Source organism: Rossellomorea sp. GCM10028870 (assembly GCF_042666755.1).
In the GTDB taxonomy this organism is placed as follows: domain Bacteria; phylum Bacillota; class Bacilli; order Bacillales; family Bacillaceae_B; genus Rossellomorea.
Window position 1 is genome coordinate 367,519 of the sequence record NZ_JBHTGN010000002.1, and the last position, 21,052, is coordinate 388,570.

A 21,052-nucleotide genomic window follows, 5' to 3' on the forward strand; every position below is an offset into this window, starting at 1 on the left:
ATTATGAATAGTGACTGGTTCCTACCTTGACAGAACTCTTCCCCTTCACCAGCTTCAATGTAGCCACGATTAAAAAGCTCACAATCACCAGTAAGAGCCATGAGCTTACCTTCCCCAGATGAACGAGACTCCAGGCATCGGTTTGGTTTGGATATTCCCAGGCTCCAAAGAAGGTTGCGATGTTTTCGGCAATCCATATGAAAAAGCCGATGAGTACAAATGAAAGGGCAAGGGGCATACGGTAGCATGTTCCACCAACCTGGTATTTAACCCAGGATTTCCAAAAGACGATTATGACAAGTCCTGATAACCACCATCGGATATCGATCCAATAATGATGGGTGAAAAAATTCAAATAAATTGCAGATGCAAGGGGGACAACGACAATGAACGGCGGCCACTGAACCAGTTCAACCTTCAACCTCCTCCACGCCTGGCAAAGGTAACTTGCCACACTCGCGTACATGAAACCGCTGTATAAAGGCACTCCGAATACTTTTGAATACCCATCCTCAGGGTACCCCCAGGAACCCATATGGACCTTGAACAGTTCAAGGGCCAGACCAATCAGGTGGAATAAGGTGATCACCTTCAATTCATCCCGTGTTTCCAGTCCTGATCGCACCATCACCCGCTGCATGAACAGACAGATGATGAGCAGCCAGTCATACCGCGACAGAAAGGGAAGCGATATGATTTGTGTAAGAGCCAATGAGGCAAAAATAACGACGGGAAACAAACATGAAAGGGCCTGCTCCCTACCAAATCGAACGAGTTGTATTAGTGCTCTCATCATGTGTTCCTCCTATGTTTTTAAAGCCTCTCCTTTATTCAACTTGATTGTCTTCATCACCTTGATATTCCAAAATATCTCCCGGCTGACATTCTAAAGCCTTGCAAATTCCCTCCAGCGTCGAGAATCGCACCGCCTTTGCCTTTCCATTTTTTAATATGGAGAGGTTTGCCATCGTGATTCCAACCTTTTCCGAGAGCTCTGTTACACTCATTTTCCTCTTAGCCAGCATCACATCAATATTGATGATAATTGTCATTGTTTTCACCTCAGACCGTTAAATCATTTTCAGATTTGATATCGATGGCATTTTTCAGTAACTTCTGTAAAACAGCCGCAAAGACCGCAATCACCGCTGCACCGAATATAAAGATCATCCCGATCAATATGATACCAGGGGCATCATCAACCTCCGCCAAGATATAAAAGAGCGGCATCGCTGATACATATATAAGACTGATGGCAATGGCACTTTTCTTTATATTCTTTAACGCTTTTACGGATAATTCCGAGAACGCGTTGTTCTTGTCAATAAAGCTTAAAAGTTTGAAGGCTTGGAACAATGCAATGAAAAACGGTATAGCGGAAATATACATAACGACTAGAATGCCATATACCACATACGCAAGCCTCGAATCACTTTCTGCCACATCCATGGCTAACCAAGGTAATCCCAAGACGCACAAAGCAACAATTGGAATCCCGATAAGAAATAGAGCGATCTTTAAAAAGAGTGTTTCCCGTTTCATTAAAAGCACCTCGCTTATTGATTGTTAATTTAAATCTACCACCAAATTTATTGTTTATCAATAAATATTTATTTATTTTTAATAATTTTTATGGTCATCAGATAATTTCTAAGACAAAAAAATGGGATCTGCCCACCCTGCACGCTTACACTCAACGTGTGGAGGACAAACCCCAATAACCATTTAAATAGTAAAATCGAACAAATGGGCATTTTCTCATTGAAACCGGCCAGCAGCCACATTTGTCTTTTACACCGACCTGATACGAAATCAGTAAGAGAGGAATGAAGATGAACCAGGGACAGACCCCCTTGGCTCTTATTCCACTATAAACCATGGGACCTATCCCTGTGATCCAGTTATTTCTCTTGGACAGGTAACACAACCGAGGAGTAAACGGAACCATTTATTTCAATATCCATTCTCCATTGCCCACTTTCAGGAAACCACAGCGTCACTGGCTGTTCCTTCTCCCGGGAATGCGGTAACGCTATCGGTGCTTTTTTTCCGTGTCCATCGTGAGAAAATAGAAGGCGCACTTTATCTGCACCTACGGCTTTTTCAGGAAGTATCAGATTCGTTTCAAAGTTTTCTTCCTCCACCACAAATGAATTGTATTCGATGCTCCCCTTCTCATCACCCAAATACAAATGACCATCTGAAACAAAGTCCGGGCTAGTATGCCATTTCGCCCTCTCTTCCCCTGAAAAATGGAGAAATACGAAGAGCAAGACAAAAGCCAAACAAGCCACTTGAGCTTTCCAAAATCCATTCACAGTTTTAAATGAGTTCATCATTTCCGAGTAAGGAGCCACTAGCTTTAATATAAGGAACGCCACATTAAGAAAGAGCAGCGCCAATGCGATAAATAAAAACACGAAATTCCCCCTTCCTGATCCACATGATAAGATAGGTCATTTATTATTTACGTTATTCTAAAGAAAGACCACAGATGCAATCCTGTTGGTTTCCACGCTTGCTTATTGATAGACGACCAGTTTTCTGGCTATATAAAACCGATCCCCAATATGATAAGCCATCATGTCTGCGGGACTTTCTTTTTGATCATCAATTTTAAAAAGGAGCGTGCCTTCCGGAAGACCCCTGGCTTCCCCATTCTCATCAACAGGGCCTTCCACCTCTGCTTTTATCACACCCACCTGTTCTGCTAATCGCTCTTCCTCTATTGGTTCATAGGTAGTGATATACTTATTACCTCTCCACATAAAGTGAGGGTCGGTGATTTCGTCCTGGTTGCCGCAAGATGCTACGAACAGGATCAAAATCCCCATTATAAAAAGGTGTCGTTTCACTGATTCAATTTTTGTGTTCTTCCTATTAATGTGGTATGAACAGGATCTACCTTGTTAAAATCTTGATTGGCAAGGTACATAATGGAATGCAGACTCGCTTCCTTTTTCTCACTGTTGCAAAAAGTAAGGGTGCACTCGCCGTCCCTTATTTTTACTTTTCCACTAGATTGTTCAATCAGTTCAAAGTCTAATAGGCTGCTTACTAAGGCAGGGTCTTCACAGAAGGGCATGTGAATCTCCATCGCTTGGATAGATGGGTGTTTTTCTTCAGTGACCACTTCCCGCCTTTTTTGAAGTTCGATCCGAAACTTCCAGGGAGTGGATATGAATGTTCTTCGTTCGCCTTCATTTACCTTCCACTTTAGTTCTTTCGCTCTTTCTATGACCTTTGAATACTCAGGATCCTTAACCAAGAAGCCGATATGGTCGAACATATCCCTTTTTCCGTGTCCCAATGTCAGATTGGTTTGACCTTTGACCATCTCGATGATTCTAAATCGAATGTCTTTATCCCGGAAATCCTCCCAGTTTAAAGGAGGATTGAATGTGTGCATTTCCCCATTGTATCGACCGACTCTTAACGTGGTTTCAAATCCTGACTCCTGATAAAACCTTTCCATTTCCTCCACTTTGTCCGTCCAACAGTGATAATGAAATAATTGCATTTCATGTCTCCTCCCTGAATCATTCATCCAACCGCCAGCTTACTCAACCATCTCTCTCATGGGGATTAAATAACTCCTTGTTTCACCGACCGCCTTCTTTTACATAGTCTGTTTCTTAATGAAAAGCATCAAAAATCTTATGGAAATCATTCGAGTCATTGTTAATGCCTTGAACTTATAATTCTACTAACCTGCGTTTTCAATGATGGCGAGCCAGTTACAATAAAAACCAACTAACAAGGCTTAACAATACGATGAGCAGACCGATTGTTTTTTTATAAAACTGTATAGCGTACCCAACTAAGAAAAGAAGAAGGGCTGCCCATTTAAAGTGATAATACTCCGGGATATCTTCTGCAATGTACCCGATCCAGGTAGCAAAAGCCAGAAATAATACCAAAACCGGCATCAGAATGTTTGCAGCCGCCCAGAGAAATTTCATCTTGAACAACCCCCTTTCAATATATTGAGCCGGTTTCACGGCTTATGAGCCTCTGTTACCTTTTATGAATTTTGCATTTTAATAGGTAAGTAAACTGCTACGTCTTCCTCGCCATTTTCCAAAGGATGATAGGTCTCCACAATATAGGAATCCGGTTTTCTATTATATCCCCGGTCATCCATCCACTGTACAAGTTCGCTATGAAGCTTGCCAATGTGATGGATTTTTCCTTTCGCCGTAACATATTCTTCTTCCAATTCGATATATTCCATCCCGACCGGAACGTTTGTGAATGATTCGCCAACCATGATTCCGACATAATAGATGCCTTCCAGATGGTCCGAAGCTCTCTTAGGTTCATAAAGGGCGATTTCAGGACCCTGCTCGGCTTCGATTTCATGTAACCTCTCTAGAAATTGCCGGGCAAGCTTCGGTACCTCCGTGTTAAAATCAGTGAAAGCTCCTTCTCCTTTTAATCCTACTACTCGGAAAGTCTTTTTCATCTTTTCAGCATTCACAACAATCTCTCCTTTTGATTAAGATAGTTTCCATGCCGGAATGAACGAATGGAAATTAAAGAAATAACTCATCGGTATATGGATGACGGTGTATATGGCAAGAGTGAGCAAATAGGCAAAAACCATTGAGGAACCGGTACTTGAAGGAATGAGTAAAGCAAGAACATCCCCACTGGAAATGGAACCAATACGATCAACCACATCGGGCTTCCCAAAGCTTCAGTCAATGCCCCGAGTGATACGACATAAAAGCCGATAATCAATGCCTGCCAAAAAGGCAAACCATTTCTAAGAACGAAGCTTGCGATGTAATAAGAAAGACCATTCAAAGATACTGCCAGAAAAAAATCAAAAAGATATTTCATGTTTACCCTCTAGTATAGTATTACCCCTCAATATTTTAACATAATTTTCCTGGCGTGATGATAAAAAAGCTTCCCACCTAAAAGTGAGAAGCTCATTCTTTACCTGATCCGTTGAATAAATTTCTGACCAACCAAATACCCGCCTGCCAGCACGAAGAAAATCAGAAGCAGGCCCGCAAACCCATCGGTAAACCCCGTTCGTTCAATGGCAAATCCGAATAGCGGAAAGCTGATCATGATGACGAAGCTCTCCATTAATCCGATCAGCGAAAGGAAAGTAGACCTGATATTGCTTTGCAGAAAGTTTTGCACGAATGAGCTGAAGATCGGTTCGAACAGACTCAAGAGCTGTGCAAGGATCAGGAACGATATCAGGATCGCCCAGTCCGTGGCGAAAATGAACAGGATGAAAAAGAAGAGAAAAATACCTAAGCCATAATATAAAATATTGAAGAACTTAAATCGCGCCTCCACCCTGTAAGCGATCTTCGCCATCAGGACACCAAGGAGCCCTTCGATTGTAAACACCGCTCCCACCACGACAGGCGAATACCCTAATTGAATGAAGTATTCCTGTCCGTAGAACACCATGATCACCATGACTGCACTCGCTAAGATAAATAGCACAACAGGCTGGTGAATGACCGTGTTATTTCTCCAAACGGCAACCCCTAATTTAAATTGATGAACCCACTGGTTATACCATCTTCCGCCGATATCCTCCGTCTTTTCACGTTCCGGCTCCTTCATGAAAAACAGTGGAATTACAGCAAGGACATGGGTGACGATGGTTGCACCATATACCCATTCCCAGCTGATCTCTGCCATGAATCCCCCTAGGAATTTGGCAAGGCTCAATGATAAAAGGGAAATGGCCGTCATGCTTCCGATTATCCTCGTGTAATCCTTCTCACGCTTTTCATTCTTCAACGTGTCATAAGCAAACGCCTGCTCGGCACCGGAATGAAAGGTCACCATGAGACCCATGGATAAAAAGGCCAGGGTAAACATCGAAAACGTCCCGCTCATCAGCATGAACAAGGCATAAAGGAGACTGAACACATTCCCGATCACCAGGCTGACCTTCCTCCCATACAAATCTGCGATCATCCCGGTCGGAACCTCAAACAGGACAATGGCCAAGTGGAGAAACGCCTCCAATATGCCGATTTCACCGAAGGTCATCCCCTTATCGCCAAGGTAGATGACCCACAACGCTCGGTCAAAGAACAACTGGGCAAAAAAGAGATAAAAATAAAGCAGATATATATTGTTTTTTGTTTTAATCATGTCATTTCGTCCTCTCATAAACATAAGGTTAATAGAAAAGCGGAGGCGGCTCGTTCAGAGGCGACAAGCATAAGATGAACATGCCGGAAAGGCGCTTTTTGCCTTTTTGGCATGTTTAATTTATGACCTCGAGCCTCTAGCCGCCGCAGCTAGATCAAGAAAAGCGGAGGCAGCTCGTTCAGAGGCGACAAGCATAAGGTGAACATGCCGGAAAGGCGCTTTTTGCCTTTTTGGCATGTTTAACTTATGACCTCGAGCCTCTAGCCGCCGCAGCTAGATCAAGAAAAGCGGAGGCAGCTCGTTCAGAGGCGACAAGCATAAGGTGAACATGCCTGAAAGGCGCTTTTTGCCTTTTGGGCCTGTTCATCTTATGACCTCGAGCCCCTAGCCGCCGGAGCTAGATCAAAAAAAGCGGAGGCGGCTCGTTCAGAGGCGACAAGCATAAGATGAACATGCCGGAAAGGCGCTTTTTGCCTTTTTGGCCAGTTCATCTTATGACCTCGAGCCTCTAGCCGCCGGAGCTAGATCAAAAAAAGCCACAGGGAATCATTCCCCGTGGCTTTCGCTATTTTCAGGAATTCATACGTTCGTTCGCATTATTGAAATTCAGCTAAAAAAGGACATACTTGTCCCGAGGACAGCTGAAATTCCAAAAATAGACATCATGAAAACAAGATATTTCTTCTCGGCTTTGATGTCTACAGTGAACGAATGCATGAATATTCCCTCCTTTATGTTTAAGATTCTTTTTTATTATATAGTTCTTTCTGGTTCTGGACAAGCTGACTTCTTCTGATCCTTATACCGGTTGCTCTCGAAATCCTAACTATATATAATGAATTCATACTAATTTGGAGGTTTTTGTTTGCTAAACAACTGTTTATTACTGGGATGAAAACTTTCTTAATGATTCTATTCATTAGGAAAGTACCATTTATAAACCCGATAACTTTAATGAAAGAGAAGGAGACTATAAATGGATATCTTCATTAGACAAGAACGCCCTGAAGAATATAGCATGACAGAAGAAATGACGAAACAAGCATTTTTACATGAGGAGTATAGCGACAAGAAAGAGCATCTGCTTGTAAATAAAATTAGAAAATCAGATGCGTTTATTCCTGAGCTTTCATTGGTCGCCATCCATCAAAGCCATGAAGTGGTCGGCCACATCCTACTTTCTAAAATCACCATTGTCGATCATGATAAAGTGGCAGATTCTCTGGCACTGGCTCCCGTGTCTGTAGCACCCTCCTTTCAAAAAAAGGGTATTGGAAGCCAATTGATACGTGCAGCCCTGCAAAAGGCTAAAGAGATCGGTTATCATTCCGTGATTGTGTTAGGGCATAAAGACTATTATCCGAAGTTTGGCTTTAAACAAGCGACATTATGGAAGATCAAGCCTCCGTTTGAAGTGCCTGATGAAGTATTTATGGCTCTGGAATTGACGGAGCATTCTCTTAGAAATGTACAGGGTGTCGTTCATTATTCGAAAGCTTTTTCGGAATAAAGTTAATAAGAGGCTGTCCCGGGAAAAGGACCGGAACAGCCTCTTTTTTAGAGTTATTATTTTTTCTTCACTTAAATTTAAGGATCTGACCCAGTAAACTCCCATCGAAACCAGCCAACTTACGATAAAAACCAACTTATCATTAACAGTACGAGGAAAACCTCAACTATTATCTCTTGATTCCGCTTGAATGATCAGAAAACCTTCAGTAATTAATCCTGTTCCAACCACTTTCAATCCGAAATCAGAATAATTAATCCTGTTTCAAACTTATTGATCCTTCATTCAATGAATCAATCCTGATTGAAGGTAATTAATCCCTCATGTCGAATTTTCTTTTTTTCTGTAACCGAAATTCCAGATTAAAGTTGTTTCATGGAAAATACCCGGATTACTTAATCAAGAACCAGGCATTCGCCTCATAGCTTAACAGCATCAATAATTAAAGAAGGAAACGCCAGCTTTTCCCCCTCGTTTCTAGGATCGAACTTCTTAGAACGAAAAATCACCCCGTCAGCCCCGTCCCAATGATTTTGATGAAACGTTCCTTCTTCATCAAAATACTCAAGTAATGTCACTTTAAATCCCGCCGTTTCAAACATTTTCGTCAACGTATGATAATTGTAAACGATCTTATGACCCGCAGCCGGGTGATCCTTTGGACCTGGTCCTCCAACCTGTACAATATGCTGATAAGATTCATTGGGAAAATAGCCATCTGGGACGGCGCAACGAATATATCCGGAAGGTTTCAGATATTTGATACACAGTTCAGCAGCCTCTAATCCTTCTTCGTATGTAAGGTGTTCCCAGACATGTTCAGCCAAGATGACATCTACAGAACTTTCAAGGAACCTGTTTTTCCATTTACTTTCGTCTAATAAGTTTAAATCCTCTTCCTGTGTATGGATCCAGCCAGGATTATTCACATATTCTCCTGCGCCGATAACGATCTTGAGTTCATTCATTGACTAGTACCTCACTTCATTTTGTACGTAATTTAATAGATCGGTCTTTAACCTTGGTTTTGCTTTTCCAGCAATTCAATGATTCTATCTAATTTCTTATGGAGATCATCTGAAGCCTGAACCTCTTTCTTACGATTGATGATAAGCCTTCTGATGAACAGGGTGAAAGATACGCCTCCCACCAGCAGTAATGAAAAGATGACCAACTGATAGAGTAAATCTCCGAGATTCATAACGAATAACACCTTCTTTTTGGATAATCATACCATAAAGATTGGAGTCTGCCCCCGGCAACCATACAAAAAAAGGAGCAGCAGAAGCCACTCCCTTTTAAAAGAATATTAGTTTCTAGGATCTACATAATCCGGATAATCCGTGATGATCGCGTCGACGTTCATGTCGAATAGGAAGTCTGCTGCTTCTTGACTGCGTACCGTCCATGATCCAATTTGCATCCCTTGGGAGTGGACTTCCTTCACGACTTCTTCTGTCACGATTCCATAGCTTGGGTTGAACCACTCCGCATAGGTTGAGATTTCTTTTAATGCTTCCTCTGTTGTAAGTGCACGGTTAGAAGTTAAAACACCGACCGGAACATGAGGAAGCAGCTCGTCCATTTTTTTCATAGTGTCAAAGTTAAAGGATTGTAAAATGATTTTTTCGTTTTGCGGCTTGTCGAGATTCCGTTCTATTAATGCTTCTGCCACTTGTTCTTCAATACCAGGATAAAGTTCTGGAGCCTTTAATTCGATTAAAATCCCAACCTTACCGTGGTAACGATCAAGAATTTCTTCAAAGGTCGGAATCGGTTCTCCTGCAAATGCTTCTCCCTTCCAACTACCTGCATCAAGACTTTGAAGCTGTTCAAGGGTTAAGTCCGCCACTTTTCCCGTTCCATCTGTGGTACGATCCACCGTTGTGTCATGGATGACAACCAATTCACCATCTTTGCTTCGTTGAACATCGATTTCAATGTAATCCGCCTTCATATCAACTGCCACATCAAAACCGGTGATCGTATTTTCTGGTGCATAACCTGCTGCCCCGCGGTGTGCTACATTATCCACCTGTTTTCTTTCCCCTGCTGTCGGTTCTTCTGCAAACGCCTGGCTGAACGGGCTGAATAACAATGAAAATGCAACCCCTGTACCGATTAATAATTTTTTGTTCATCTTCTTCATCTCCAATCCTGAATATGTATTTCTACTTTATTGTAGGAAAGAGATGTTGAGTTGATGTGAAGGTAACAATACAGCTTGATATAGATTGTGTGAACAAAATCCGACCTTTTTTCTTACGTATTTTTACAAATTGATCGGATATAGATGAGCTATTGAGCCATATTACTTATAAATGGGGACGTGATGCCGATCATCCCTGGATTCTGTGATCGGATGGGCAGTAGAAATCCGACCTTCATCCATAATTGATCCTGTTTGAACCACTTTCAATCCTGAATGAGAATAATCAAACCTGTATAACAATTATCGATCCTATTTCCAATTAATTAATCCTTTTTTGGATTAATTGATCCTCCATGTCGAATTTTCTTTATTGCGGAACCCTAACAACTCCAATAAAAACAGGGTCTGATCCTCAGTCCGTGAAATTTTTCATCATCCCTCACCTAACTCATCGAACCGTCGTCTCCAACTCCTCATTCCTCATTTCGATGATATATTCCTTAGCCACATGTTCCCTTCCGCCATGCTGTTCGTACCAATCCCTGATCCGTTTCAGATGCTCTTCGTCATTCCTGATGCTGGTTTCAATCCTCATATAATCGTCGCGACTGTCGTATTCCCAAATCGCAAAGATCTCAACGGTCTCTTCATCATGATCCTTCATCCAGCGGCCAACCAGTCGCGATCCGTGTTTAAGCTGGTTCGGCAGATTGGTGTAATTGAAATGAGCATTGAACGTTTCGACGAACTCTTTTTTGACTAGATAGAACTTTCTTCTATAGAACATGATGGCCCCCCTTTAAATAAATGAGCGTCTTATCATTTCCTTGCCTTGATCATCATCGTAGTAGGAAATTTCCTCGCCTTATATAATGAGTAATAGCGATCAGAAACTTCCTCTTCCACTGAGTCAAAAGCTGCTGATACGTCGCTTTCAATAACCGATTCAACCGTAAATCCTGCTTTGATGACTTCATTTATATATGTACTCAGTTTTCGTTTAGGGATGACGACAGGTGCATCTTCGCCTTTAAAGTTCGGGTACGTAGTGATTCCCTCTTCCTGGTAAGAACCCTCCAGATAGATTTGGCCACCTTCACTTTTCATATGGGGGTATAAGGGATGATCCCAACTAAAGATCATTGAACCACCTGTTTTCAAATAGGAGTGAATCAACCTTAAAGTAGATGACAGGTCTGTTGTCCAGCCAATCGCATAAATCGAATAGACGATGTCAAAATAATCCTTTGGCAGCCCGATGTCTTCTTCCATGGGCGAACAGGATAAATTGGCATTTAACCCCTTTAACGTTTCTTTTGCCGTCTCGATTTGAGTCTCTGACAGGTCAACGCCCCATATTTCACGGGCACCCATATCCTTCATATAAAGTAATGAGTGTCCGCTGCCACATCCAATATCAAGCACCTTTTTGCTGGTGATTTCATCAAACAGCCTCAATTCGTCTTCCGTCTGTGTAAACGGTCCGTAACTCGGCAATGCATCCTTTCCATTAAAATGGCGGGCGACTGTATCCCAGCTTTTTTTATTTTGTTTCAGAATATCCAGCATTTTAACATCCCCTTTGTCTTCTATTTTGGTCCATGAATGAAACAAGACATCACCCTTTACTTATTGAAATCTCATGTTTCTGTCGTTGGTCCCACAACATTTCTTCATCAAAAGTTGCTTGTAGATGAGCCACTACTATCTCGGTCGTCGTGCTAACAAACTGAGACACTTCATCGGGTGTTAAATAATCAAACCTATATTCCGGATCCAATGCAAAAGCATACGAATCACCTAAATAAAATTCTGTAATTCGTCTAATCTGTTTTGAAATCTGTTCTTCAGGAAAAATATCCAGGTAATCCGGGAAACTCTTAATCTGTTGAAATACATGATGAAAAATCGTATCCCTATTCTCATGTAAATACACAAAATCCGAACCATACCAATCACCTTTTATCTTTTTAGTATAGTCAGGCGTTCCCAGTATGTCTTGATACATAGGCTCTTTCTTTTTTTCCCTATGCATCCGACTCCATTCCACATCCGTTACGAGGTGAAGATAATACCCTAAATAAAATGAAAACCTCGGACTGGTAAAATCAACTCTATCTTTCTTTATGTACTGATCCAGAAACAAACCTGGATTGATCTTCCCATCGACTTTAAAATGGGTTACTCTTTTGTCAGGAAAAAATTCTCCCGTCACTTGATTAGGCAAACCACAATCCGGCCCAATATTCCCTACTGCAAACTCTTTTTCAGATACCAGTAACCCCTTATTCAGCAGGTTCTCTGCAATCCTGAAATGTACCATCCAAGTCGCCATATTCGTAGTCCCCTTTTTATTTAATTATGTAATCCGCACTCCCTACCGGATCCACCTCATCCATGTAGTAATCTTCAGCCAACCAGTATCTTCTTTTATACTTATCAAGCCTTGCTTGATCGTCACCGAGATAGAGGTCACGGCCCAATACTCTTTCAACTCTTAATTCATGAGAGCAATCAATATAGATCATAAAATCAATATATCGTCTCCATTCTTTCCTTTGTAAGAAGACACCCTCAATAAGGATGATGGCAGAAGGGGCAAGATGGATGGGTTTTGTAATGACTGTATCCGTTGAAGAGTGATAGAACGGGAGGGTAATAGAGCCGCTGTTAACATGAAGCTTTTTGAACAGCTCTGTTTCGATTAATCCAATGTCCCATTGGAGAAAGTAATATTCGAACCATTCATCATTCCCGGTTTCATATCGCTTATGTGCTTCAACAATATGATCATCAAGGTGGAAGATGGAAGCCTCATGATTTGAAAGCTCCAATGCATGTCGAAGCTCTTTTGCAACCGTGGTCTTACCTGCTCCTCCTAAGCCATCGATACCTACAATGAAACGACGGTTTTCCGAGAACTCTTTTTGATATCGGGATAGCAACGTTTCTTTTATTTGAACAATTGACATCTTATTCCCCATTTGGTTCAACAACATATTTATCCCCATCTCTAAAAATATAAGCAGGAGACGAACCTATTACTTTAAATGTAGCCTCACTCATAACAATGCCCGCTTCCTCTGGTAATGCAATGACAGAAAATCCATATTTGTTTACGTATTCTTTAACTAAGTCATCGTTACTAGTTTCATAATGGCACCATACTGAATAATTTTCTATGTAGTTGAATCCTTCAAAGGCTTTCATATTTGTCTGGTTTGAGTCCATATGGGAAGATGTTAAAATATCTCTGCCAAAAATAATTGCCCCGGCACTCCCTCCGTATACAATCCCCTTATTGTCTACATATTCTTTTAAAATCGTATCAAAGCCTGTCTCACGTATGGTATTCAACAAATAGAATGTATTGCCTCCGCCGATATAAATGGAGGAGAATTTCCTTAGATCCTCTGGAGACACAGCCTCTAAATCAGTCCACATTTCTATTTCAGTAATGCCTAGAGGTTTAAACACACTATGTATCCATTTGGAACAGTCTTTATAAGGAATTTCCCCCTGCATCGCGATTGGAATATATAGCAACGGCTTATCAAGATCTAATGCCTTAACAAATTCCTTATCTATTATTTCTGTCTGTTCCTTATCTCCTCCGCCGGACAGGAATAAGTTAACCATGTTTACCTGCCCCCTAATCATCGTTTTTCAACTATTCCCCTCTACCAATTATTTCAAATTAACCCTTTTAACTCAATGATTATTTTCGTAAAAAAGAAGCTTAAACAATTCTTGATCAACCTCCGTTCGTATGAAAGGTCAGCCGGATATTTCTTTCATGTTACTGAATTAGCATAAATTACTATTACTTTTCGACAAACTTTTTGTTTATTCTTAACCCCATTTGGATATTGAATAATAACACATTAAATGAATGAAAAGAGGTAGGGAAACATGCGAATAAATGATGATCAAGTAAAAGGAAAGCGTAAGCAGACAAAGGGAGATTTGAAGAAAGGTTTGGGTAAACTTACAAACGATGATTCTAAAATTGCGGAAGGCGAACGCGACAAAGATAAAGGAAAGGTTCAGGAAAAGTTTGGCGATGTGAAGGAATCCTTTAAGAAAAGTTGGTAACTGAAATCAGGCGGCTGTACCCTCTGTGGGTTTAAGCCATACTGCATATAAACCTTGAAAGGACGATACTTCTGCTTACTAGGAAAAAGCAGAAGTATCGTCCTTTTTCATTCCCACCATCAGTCCGGCAGAATCATTTACAACTATCCATCTCAGCTTTTTCAAACCAGCCAAATGCCACTTCCGCCTGTATGATTTCATGATCTGGTGCTACCAGGAAAAGGATAAATGACCCTCCTGGTGGAAAGATGAATTTACCATCTTCATCACTGGCCAACGTACTTCGCGGGGGGACAATCCGCCTAAAGGCCATTACCCCTTTTCTTGGAAGCCCTTCAACATCATCCGCATATGCGATTCTCACTTCGGGCTTAGGGAGGGGAGGTCAATGGATGGTGATGGACCCCATTGACCTCTATAAGCCCCTAGATTGAAAGGTTTACACACTACTTTCATTCAAATCAAGCCAAAAACGGGATATTCTAAGTAAATAGTGGTGATGAAGTACCTTTCATTTTCTCCGTATCGATCCCAGCCTCTTTCAATTTCACTTCCGCCTCACCTTCAATGATATCCTTGAAGAGCTGCAATGTTTGATCAAACCCAACATGGTTGTCCATCATAAAGCTCATCTTGTGCTCGATGTCCAGCCATGTGGAGAGATCCGCTTCGTTATGCTGAATTTGGGCTTCTAATTTATCCAGCGCATTGGCTACTTTGGCTTCGTATGTCGTTTTCTCTTCAAATTCGAACCACAAGGTGTATAGTTCATTTCCTAAAGCGTTCCCTAACATTTCCTTTATTTTCTCGATGGATTTCCTTTCATTGATTGCCTTTTGTTCCTTCGCTATTCGATCGTTCATTGTATCGAATGCTGGAATATCACCTGCTTCAGCCTCAACCAGATCGTGTATGATGATCATTTTTAATAACTTAGCCGAATCCACCTTCTGAGTTAAGTAAGGTTCGATCAACATCGCCATTAGGGAAACCCTCCATGTATGCTCCGCGACGCTTTCTTGTCTGCCATTGGACAGCCAGCTGTGCCTCATCTCAGATTTCAACTTTTCTCCAAGTTTGATGAGATCTAATATATTTAATAGATTATTTTTCATTTAAGCTCACCTCTTCATTGAATTTCAACTACCTACCCCGTGATAATCCCTTCTCCAACCCCAAAACGGATCAAGCCTTCATAAGGGTCTCCCGTAATATCAAAAAGCTTACAAAACGCCGGCTCTGTCTTGTATCCTTGGTTTTTGAGATGTATCACCTTTTGTTTAAGAGCAGGATATCTTTGCAAAAGTTCATGTTCAATCAGCATATGGAGATACGCATGTTGCTTATGTACTGGTTGGGCTTGGCCAAACAACTCAAACTCAAAACCACTAAAGATAAAATTCGCCTTCACGACTTCTTTACCATTAATCGTTTTCCTCTTGATTGTAAATCCATTGTTTTTGCTGTATAACGTTAGGATCAATTCCTCAAACGACTCAAATTCCTGTACCTCCATAATGATGTCCAGGTCTGAACTCCCAATGTCTACCCCAATTGGCACGGTACCGCATAGAACAGGATTGTAGGTATTCATGGCATTCAAAATATCCAGTTCCATGATGACTGCATATGCCTTTTGTTGCCTGTCCGTCCCCTTTTTCATACGTGCGAATAAATCTATCATCGGTACACCATCCCTGCCTGACGATCTTAAAATGCAAAAATACCAACTCTTTTTATCCGAGGAATCTTTTATCTTAATCAGGGCATTTTATTTACATGACTTCATCCCATTTAATACAGTTTAATACAGAAAGAAAAGATACACGTTCAGCTTAGAGCTTTTTCAGGTTAGCACACAAAAACAAAGCTGCTGCCATTGTTTTACTTTCAAGAAACTCATACATCCTCTTTAGCCAACACCAGCTGAGTTGGACACTGATTACCCGTCACCAGTCTTATATATTAATAATTAATTATTTTGGACCAATACCTTTCCAAAAAAGGTCAACTAAAGCTTGTGCTGTTTTTTGGGGCCCTCCTAATTCCTCTATTAAATCCTTTTTGTTTCGAATCATTGCCACTGTAGAAAATGCATGTGCAAGCAATAATGGGTTTGTTACTACTATTTCACCTTTTTCCATAGCCTGCTTGAATATATCTTCCAGCGCTTTATGAACTTCCTTCTCGGCATCTCGAATTTCCTGAATATGATTCTCTGTTAGTGAGAAAGCAGCTTCTTTTAATAACGTTTCAAAATCAATGTGGGGTCTCATTAAATGATCGAGTGTGACTTCATATAATTTTTGCTTCAAGCCATTAGAACTATGTAAAAGTTTCTCTGTTTGTATCGTGATTCGTTGGAACATACTTGACACAGCGACTGAGAATAAGTTTGCTTTGTTTTTAAAATAATAGTAAACGCTAGCTTTGGTCACACTACAAGCCTCAGCCACCTGTTCCATGGAAACACCCTCATATCCATATGTTAGAAACAGATGAGCAGATGTCTTTAAGATTTTCTCCCTCGTTAGATTGTTCTCAATTTTTATTTTTGGTCTTCCAGGTTTTTTCTTCGGTAACTCACTATTCATAGGTACCTCCTTGATGTTCAAAAAAAATACAATATAAAACATTTGATTAATTAACCTTCAGGTATATATAATTAATAAAAGTATACTGACTCAATCTATTGTAATAAATTTAGTAAAAAAAACAAATATGGAAATAAGCCTCTAGATGAAGAAGGGACAATGAATAATGATATGAAAAGAAAAATATTTTATTTCTTAATCGGTATCTCTTTGCTTTTTGTAGTAAGTTTTCTTGGTTTTTATACATGGTCACAACAGACGTATGAACCGTCTCAGACACTCTACACCCTCATAAATAAAGATGAAATCAACTATGAGAAGGATTGGATCATTTTTAATCCAACTGAAAATAATCATGTAGGAATTGTGGTGTATCCTGGTGCAAAAGTTGAACCTGAAGCTTACAGCTACTATGGTAAGCAATTAGCAGAGAAAGGTTATTTAGTTGCTATCCCTAATGTGAACCTTAATTTTTCATTGTTTGATACTAACAAAATGCAAGAGATAATGGACAGCCATACATCCGTCCAAAATTGGATAGTGGGTGGACATTCATTAGGCGGCGTCTCAGCTTCAACATTTGCTTATGATCATCCAAGTGAAATTGATGGTGTGATTTTGTTAGGATCTTATCCTAGTGAAACAACTGATTTCTCCAATAAAAACATTCCTATGCTTTCAATATACGCTGAAAAAGATGGGTTATCGACGATAGACAAAATAACTGAGACAAGACATCTCTTGTCAACAGAAGCTGCCATGTATGAAATAAAAGGTGGAAACCACAGCCAATTTGGCATTTACGGAAAACAAAAAGGTGACAATCAAGCTTCTATTTCTGTCAAGCAACAACAAGATAGCATGGTAAAGGCTACTATTAATTGGTTAGAAAAGAATGATTTGAAATAATCAAGAAATGAAAAGAATTCGTTTGTGATTCAAACAAATAATGGTTATCACAGTTGAAATATTTTTTCTCAACCGATAGTTTTGTTCTGGCTTGGGGTTTCGATTAATTGTGCTGGCGCTCAAGTTCACATAAATGTTTTATTTGTCTTTTATTTAAAGAATACAAGAATGGAGGGAATTCCAATCGATACATTTCTATTTAGCTTTTTCTCAATTGCTTACATCGGGATTCTGTTAATTGGAGTGATCTATCTAAGAACTTACAAATTAAAAAGTATAGTTTTTTTATTGCCGGTTGTTGTCGGCCTTATCTATGACAACGGAATCATAGCAATAGGTCAGTTCATAGGGGAAGGATTACTATTAGAACGATTAAACCTCGCACGATTTTGGATACATGCATTTTTTACCCCTCTTCTTGTGTTGTTTTCCTGGAAAACATTGGAGCAAGGAGAAGTATTGTGGGCTCAGAAACCTTTCAGTACATTTTCTGCTTATGCATTGACTTTTTCATTGGTATTATTTGAACTTTTTACTGAGGTAGCAGGACTTCATGTAGTGGCGAATATGGAAAATGGTGTCCTAAGCTATAGCTCTGACGAACCTTCAAATGGCCCGCCCGTAATGGTACTAATCGTATCTCTTGTATTGCTTGTGTCTTCAATCATCATTTGGAGTAAACAAAAATGGAAGTGGTTTTTTGCCGGTAGCCTTGCAATGATTATCGGAAGTGCTGTAAGTTTACCGATTGAGAGCGGAGCCATCACAAATTTCTTTGAACTAGGTTTAATAACCTCCTTACTCGGTACTGCAATCTTCCAAAGTAAGACCTTACAAAAAGACGCCCTCTAAGAACGGAAGGAACATGAGTTGAAAATGGCATTTATGAGTAACTCGAAAACCTTATAATCTAGAAATCTAAATACTTTATAAAAGGTGATTTATGAATGTTAACAATTCAGACATACATTTCAAAAAAAGACTGTAAAGAGATGACCTTAAATGGTGCTATCTATCATGATTTTTCACCTCTTGACGAGCCTTTGTCAAAAGAGTATGGAAACAATCAATTAATCAAGTCAGATGGAATCTCAATCTTTGGTGCTGTTACGATTTCCATCTATCAAAAACCTCTTTCTACCTTTAATGAATGGGATGATGTTGATGAATTATGGCTTTCACTTCTTGAATCTTTGAAACACTGCTTGAAATATGGTCATGGTATTAGCGGCTTCTCGATGCGAACATTGGATTGGGAAATGAAATTAATGAAAGAAGATTCAAACGACTCTATATTATTCACTTGGAATCATTGGGATCCAAGTTGGAATACAGTTTATGAAATGATCACAGTTTGTCTTCCCAAAAAAAAATTGGTGGATAGCTTATTGGCTGAAGGAGCATTTTATGTTGAGTTTAGGAAGTCTTTATCTGACAGTGGTCCCAGCAGTAAAATAAAGAGATTGATTGATGAGATTAAATCCCTCAGCTAATATATTATGACTATCCATTAATTCGAGTAGCTTTGATTAGAGGAATTATAGGTTAATGTTCTGAAGAAATCATTTGAATGATAATGAAGGAGAGCAGCTACAAAAAGATGAATGTAGCTGCTTTTCTTAAAGAAAAAGGTAATGGCCCTTTCAAATCCATCTATAGATTGACCTTAATACAGCGGGCTTCATTCGATCATAAAGAAAGTATAGTAGAGTTACTTTTTCCTGCCAATATAAAGCAAGTGAGAGGAAATACCAAGGATATAAGGGTCTGTTGCCTTCTCGATAATTAAATCAATTAATTTCCTTACTTCTCCTTCTCCTTTTTCTCTCCAGTACTCCCAATGGCCATGATTCAAAACCGTTCCTGCATTGGAACCTATCAGCTCGATGGTTTCAAATCCGTTTGCTTCCATAAAAGGATTGATGTCTTCTATATTAAAATAATACGCGCCAGTAAAACGTCCTTCATCTGCGTGATTAAAGCAGCCTGATTGGGAAAATTGTAAAATGGTATCCATATCATTGTTTGGTTTCCAATTGTCAGGAGATAAGAGCGATGTAAGGATGTGTCTAATTCTAGGCATAAAGGCAACAAAGACCAATCCATCCTTTTTCGTCACTCTTTTTAATTCTTCCATTGCCTTAATACGGTCATTTTCTTCCTGCAGATGGTACATAGGGCCGAGCATCAATGAGGAGTCGAACTGTTCATCTTTAAACAGATAAAGGTCTCTGGCATCTGCAGCATGAAACCCTTCAAATTGTTCGTCTAAATCAAGTTCTTTCGCTTTATCTTTTGCGATTTCAACTAATCTTGGGGTCAAATCGGTCAGTGTTACCTGATAACCAGCTTTGGCAAGTTCCATTGAATATTTCCCCGGTCCTGCACCATTATCAAGTACATTGCCTGTTTGGGGCATATATTTTCTTATATAATGCCAATTCACCTGGAATTCTACTGGTTCACGTTCAAGTCTTCCCCACTCATCGAATTGATTGTAATACTGAATGATCTTACTCATGTTTTTCACCTATATTCCACTTTTTACCTATATATTCGGTGCAACTTGGGTCGAATCCTGCTTACACTATATACAATGATCACGTTTTTTTACTGACGTGCCTTTTTAACCCACTCTTTCCCATGCTCACGAATAAACTTTATATCTTTTTGATAGTGCTCATGGTGCCCTTCATCGATCATTTTTTTAAAAGCAAGGTCACCTTCACCGGCTTTCCTTTTCATGTAGGCACATAATCCTTCCAAGCGCAGCAATACCATCTCCAAATAACCTTCTTCCATTCCCTCCATACCGTAGGATTCAAAGAACAATCTCACTCTTTGTTTTATACGGTCGGCATCATGTGTTGGGTCATAGTGAACAGCTTCACCCGCTTCGGTATGATAGTGCCTGCTTAAAGGAACGCAGGTGTAGAGAGTATAAGCGATGTCCCAAAGTCTCGAACCTGGGGCCGCAACATCAAAATCAATAATACCTACTGGTTTTTCCTGGTTAAAAATAATATTGTAAATGGCAAAATCATTGTGACACACTACCTCTATGTTAGCCGGTGTATTGTCCATGGGTTGCCATTCATCAATAAATGGAAAGTCACTCACAGCATCATGGTAATGTCGGAGCATCTTCGCTATTCCTTGTAAAGCATTATTAGACCACATGTATTCTTTTAAAGGATAATTACCGGCTTCTCCTGCTATAAATGATAATATCTCTCTATCTTTTTCATCTATTCCTAAAAACTTCGGTGCATAATCAAAACCTTTACTTTCTAAATGCTGCAATAACCTATGGATTTTAACACTATCAGACTTCAATTCCCGCCTGACCGTATCTCCCGAACGATATACGTCCGAGACATTCCCTCCTGTTAGCATTTCTTCGTTTTCATTCTGACTCTTCATTTAAATTCCCCCAATTTAGGGACGCTGTGATTGTGTCAATCGAGATGTATTTTTGCCCATAAATAAAAGCAGATATACAAAGGTATCTGCTTGGCAATGGGAATATAATTGTCCACACCATGTATCCCTTGAATGATTTCAGATAGACAAATAAACGCATCCTTAAGGATCAAGGAACGCCGCTGTCTCTATCCAATTAACGAATCATTTCGAGGTATTCCACATGTGTACGAT

Annotated in this window: 28 protein-coding genes and 1 pseudogene; 5 read left to right on the forward strand and 24 right to left on the reverse strand. The window is 40.0% G+C overall.

Features of this window, described 5'->3' with window-relative positions; translation table 11 throughout:
* Nucleotide 1: 1 nt before the first annotated feature.
* The 10 genes from ACFQWC_RS12610 to ACFQWC_RS12655 form a co-directional block, all read right to left on the reverse strand.
* Complete coding sequence (locus tag ACFQWC_RS12610; RefSeq protein WP_341357974.1) at nt 2-793, reverse strand: DUF817 domain-containing protein; 792 nt, start codon at nt 791-793, stop codon at nt 2-4.
* 34 nt (nt 794-827) lie between these two features.
* Nucleotides 828-1,052 (reverse strand): helix-turn-helix domain-containing protein, encoded by a 225-nt coding sequence (locus ACFQWC_RS12615; RefSeq protein ID WP_299745698.1) that lies wholly within the window; start codon nt 1,050-1,052, stop codon nt 828-830.
* 10 nt (nt 1,053-1,062) lie between these two features.
* The gene (locus ACFQWC_RS12620; RefSeq protein ID WP_299745695.1) at nt 1,063-1,542 is read right to left on the reverse strand and encodes a DUF2975 domain-containing protein; all 480 of its coding nucleotides are present in this window, start codon (nt 1,540-1,542) and stop codon (nt 1,063-1,065) included.
* A gap of 359 nt (nt 1,543-1,901) precedes the next feature.
* Nucleotides 1,902-2,420 (reverse strand): hypothetical protein, encoded by a 519-nt coding sequence (locus ACFQWC_RS12625; RefSeq protein WP_299745692.1) that lies wholly within the window; start codon nt 2,418-2,420, stop codon nt 1,902-1,904.
* Nucleotides 2,421-2,522: 102 nt separating this feature from the next.
* Complete coding sequence (locus tag ACFQWC_RS12630) at nt 2,523-2,825, reverse strand: hypothetical protein (RefSeq protein ID WP_377107649.1); 303 nt, start codon at nt 2,823-2,825, stop codon at nt 2,523-2,525.
* A 26-nt stretch (nt 2,826-2,851) separates the two neighbouring features.
* Complete coding sequence (locus ACFQWC_RS12635) at nt 2,852-3,520, reverse strand: hypothetical protein (RefSeq protein WP_377107651.1); 669 nt, start codon at nt 3,518-3,520, stop codon at nt 2,852-2,854.
* A gap of 217 nt (nt 3,521-3,737) precedes the next feature.
* A complete protein-coding gene (locus ACFQWC_RS12640) occupies nt 3,738-3,962 on the reverse strand; it encodes a hypothetical protein (protein ID WP_299745684.1) in 225 nt (74 codons plus the stop codon).
* A 62-nt stretch (nt 3,963-4,024) separates the two neighbouring features.
* The gene (locus ACFQWC_RS12645) at nt 4,025-4,480 is read right to left on the reverse strand and encodes a GyrI-like domain-containing protein (RefSeq protein WP_341357588.1); all 456 of its coding nucleotides are present in this window, start codon (nt 4,478-4,480) and stop codon (nt 4,025-4,027) included.
* A 68-nt stretch (nt 4,481-4,548) separates the two neighbouring features.
* The gene (locus ACFQWC_RS12650; RefSeq protein ID WP_377107653.1) at nt 4,549-4,845 is read right to left on the reverse strand and encodes a hypothetical protein; all 297 of its coding nucleotides are present in this window, start codon (nt 4,843-4,845) and stop codon (nt 4,549-4,551) included.
* 99 nt (nt 4,846-4,944) lie between these two features.
* Nucleotides 4,945-6,135: an MFS transporter gene (locus ACFQWC_RS12655; RefSeq protein ID WP_341357586.1), complete on the reverse strand. Its 1,191-nt coding sequence runs from the start codon at nt 6,133-6,135 to the stop codon at nt 4,945-4,947.
* 976 nt (nt 6,136-7,111) lie between these two features.
* On the opposite strand from ACFQWC_RS12655, the gene ACFQWC_RS12660 reads away from it, so the two are divergent.
* A complete protein-coding gene (locus ACFQWC_RS12660; RefSeq protein ID WP_299742595.1) occupies nt 7,112-7,645 on the forward strand; it encodes a GNAT family N-acetyltransferase in 534 nt (177 codons plus the stop codon).
* A gap of 419 nt (nt 7,646-8,064) precedes the next feature.
* Here ACFQWC_RS12660 and ACFQWC_RS12665 read toward each other — a convergent pair whose 3' ends face one another.
* The 8 genes from ACFQWC_RS12665 to ACFQWC_RS12700 form a co-directional block, all read right to left on the reverse strand.
* Nucleotides 8,065-8,613 carry a class I SAM-dependent methyltransferase gene (locus ACFQWC_RS12665; RefSeq protein WP_299742592.1) on the reverse strand — a complete coding sequence of 183 codons (549 nt, stop codon included), beginning with the start codon at nt 8,611-8,613 and terminating at the stop codon, nt 8,065-8,067.
* 47 nt (nt 8,614-8,660) lie between these two features.
* A complete protein-coding gene (locus ACFQWC_RS12670) occupies nt 8,661-8,846 on the reverse strand; it encodes a DUF4083 domain-containing protein (RefSeq protein WP_377107656.1) in 186 nt (61 codons plus the stop codon).
* A gap of 108 nt (nt 8,847-8,954) precedes the next feature.
* Nucleotides 8,955-9,785: a glycerophosphodiester phosphodiesterase gene (locus ACFQWC_RS12675; RefSeq protein ID WP_377107658.1), complete on the reverse strand. Its 831-nt coding sequence runs from the start codon at nt 9,783-9,785 to the stop codon at nt 8,955-8,957.
* Between the two features lie 460 nt (nt 9,786-10,245).
* On the reverse strand, nt 10,246-10,584 hold the full coding sequence (locus ACFQWC_RS12680; protein WP_377107660.1) for an NIPSNAP family protein: 339 nt from the start codon (nt 10,582-10,584) through the stop codon (nt 10,246-10,248).
* Between the two features lie 32 nt (nt 10,585-10,616).
* Entirely contained in the window at nt 10,617-11,366 is a 750-nt protein-coding gene (locus tag ACFQWC_RS12685) for a class I SAM-dependent methyltransferase (protein ID WP_341357973.1), read from the reverse strand.
* A gap of 49 nt (nt 11,367-11,415) precedes the next feature.
* Nucleotides 11,416-12,132, reverse strand: coding sequence for a zinc dependent phospholipase C family protein (locus ACFQWC_RS12690; RefSeq protein WP_377107662.1), 717 nt, complete (start codon nt 12,130-12,132; stop codon nt 11,416-11,418).
* 16 nt (nt 12,133-12,148) lie between these two features.
* Nucleotides 12,149-12,769 carry a kinase gene (locus ACFQWC_RS12695; protein ID WP_299742580.1) on the reverse strand — a complete coding sequence of 207 codons (621 nt, stop codon included), beginning with the start codon at nt 12,767-12,769 and terminating at the stop codon, nt 12,149-12,151.
* 1 nt (nt 12,770) lies between these two features.
* Nucleotides 12,771-13,436 carry a Type 1 glutamine amidotransferase-like domain-containing protein gene (locus ACFQWC_RS12700; protein WP_341357581.1) on the reverse strand — a complete coding sequence of 222 codons (666 nt, stop codon included), beginning with the start codon at nt 13,434-13,436 and terminating at the stop codon, nt 12,771-12,773.
* Between the two features lie 273 nt (nt 13,437-13,709).
* On the opposite strand from ACFQWC_RS12700, the gene ACFQWC_RS12705 reads away from it, so the two are divergent.
* Nucleotides 13,710-13,892: a CsbD family protein gene (locus ACFQWC_RS12705; protein WP_341357580.1), complete on the forward strand. Its 183-nt coding sequence runs from the start codon at nt 13,710-13,712 to the stop codon at nt 13,890-13,892.
* Between the two features lie 133 nt (nt 13,893-14,025).
* Here ACFQWC_RS12705 and ACFQWC_RS12710 read toward each other — a convergent pair.
* The 4 genes and pseudogenes from ACFQWC_RS12710 to ACFQWC_RS12725 all read right to left on the reverse strand — a co-directional run.
* A pseudogene (locus tag ACFQWC_RS12710) lies at nt 14,026-14,262 on the reverse strand (DUF6143 family protein); the annotation flags it as partial.
* 112 nt (nt 14,263-14,374) lie between these two features.
* Nucleotides 14,375-15,007, reverse strand: coding sequence for an HD domain-containing protein (locus tag ACFQWC_RS12715; RefSeq protein WP_299742574.1), 633 nt, complete (start codon nt 15,005-15,007; stop codon nt 14,375-14,377).
* Nucleotides 15,008-15,039: 32 nt separating this feature from the next.
* A complete protein-coding gene (locus ACFQWC_RS12720) occupies nt 15,040-15,576 on the reverse strand; it encodes a DUF4269 domain-containing protein (RefSeq protein ID WP_377107666.1) in 537 nt (178 codons plus the stop codon).
* 292 nt (nt 15,577-15,868) lie between these two features.
* Nucleotides 15,869-16,528, reverse strand: coding sequence for a TetR/AcrR family transcriptional regulator (locus ACFQWC_RS12725; protein WP_299742568.1), 660 nt, complete (start codon nt 16,526-16,528; stop codon nt 15,869-15,871).
* A 117-nt stretch (nt 16,529-16,645) separates the two neighbouring features.
* Between ACFQWC_RS12725 and ACFQWC_RS12730 the strand changes: the two genes are divergently transcribed.
* From ACFQWC_RS12730 to ACFQWC_RS12740, 3 genes are all read left to right on the forward strand, one after another.
* Nucleotides 16,646-17,395, forward strand: a complete 750-nt coding sequence (locus tag ACFQWC_RS12730; protein ID WP_299742565.1) for an alpha/beta fold hydrolase — start codon at nt 16,646-16,648, stop codon at nt 17,393-17,395.
* 168 nt (nt 17,396-17,563) lie between these two features.
* Nucleotides 17,564-18,247 carry a hypothetical protein gene (locus tag ACFQWC_RS12735; protein ID WP_299742562.1) on the forward strand — a complete coding sequence of 228 codons (684 nt, stop codon included), beginning with the start codon at nt 17,564-17,566 and terminating at the stop codon, nt 18,245-18,247.
* Between the two features lie 95 nt (nt 18,248-18,342).
* Nucleotides 18,343-18,888, forward strand: coding sequence for a hypothetical protein (locus ACFQWC_RS12740; protein ID WP_299742559.1), 546 nt, complete (start codon nt 18,343-18,345; stop codon nt 18,886-18,888).
* A gap of 218 nt (nt 18,889-19,106) precedes the next feature.
* Here the strand turns inward: ACFQWC_RS12740 and ACFQWC_RS12745 are convergent, their stop codons facing one another.
* Nucleotides 19,107-19,916: a class I SAM-dependent methyltransferase gene (locus ACFQWC_RS12745; protein WP_377107669.1), complete on the reverse strand. Its 810-nt coding sequence runs from the start codon at nt 19,914-19,916 to the stop codon at nt 19,107-19,109.
* A gap of 89 nt (nt 19,917-20,005) precedes the next feature.
* Nucleotides 20,006-20,818 carry a phosphotransferase gene (locus tag ACFQWC_RS12750; RefSeq protein WP_377107671.1) on the reverse strand — a complete coding sequence of 271 codons (813 nt, stop codon included), beginning with the start codon at nt 20,816-20,818 and terminating at the stop codon, nt 20,006-20,008.
* Nucleotides 20,819-21,052 lie beyond the last annotated feature (234 nt).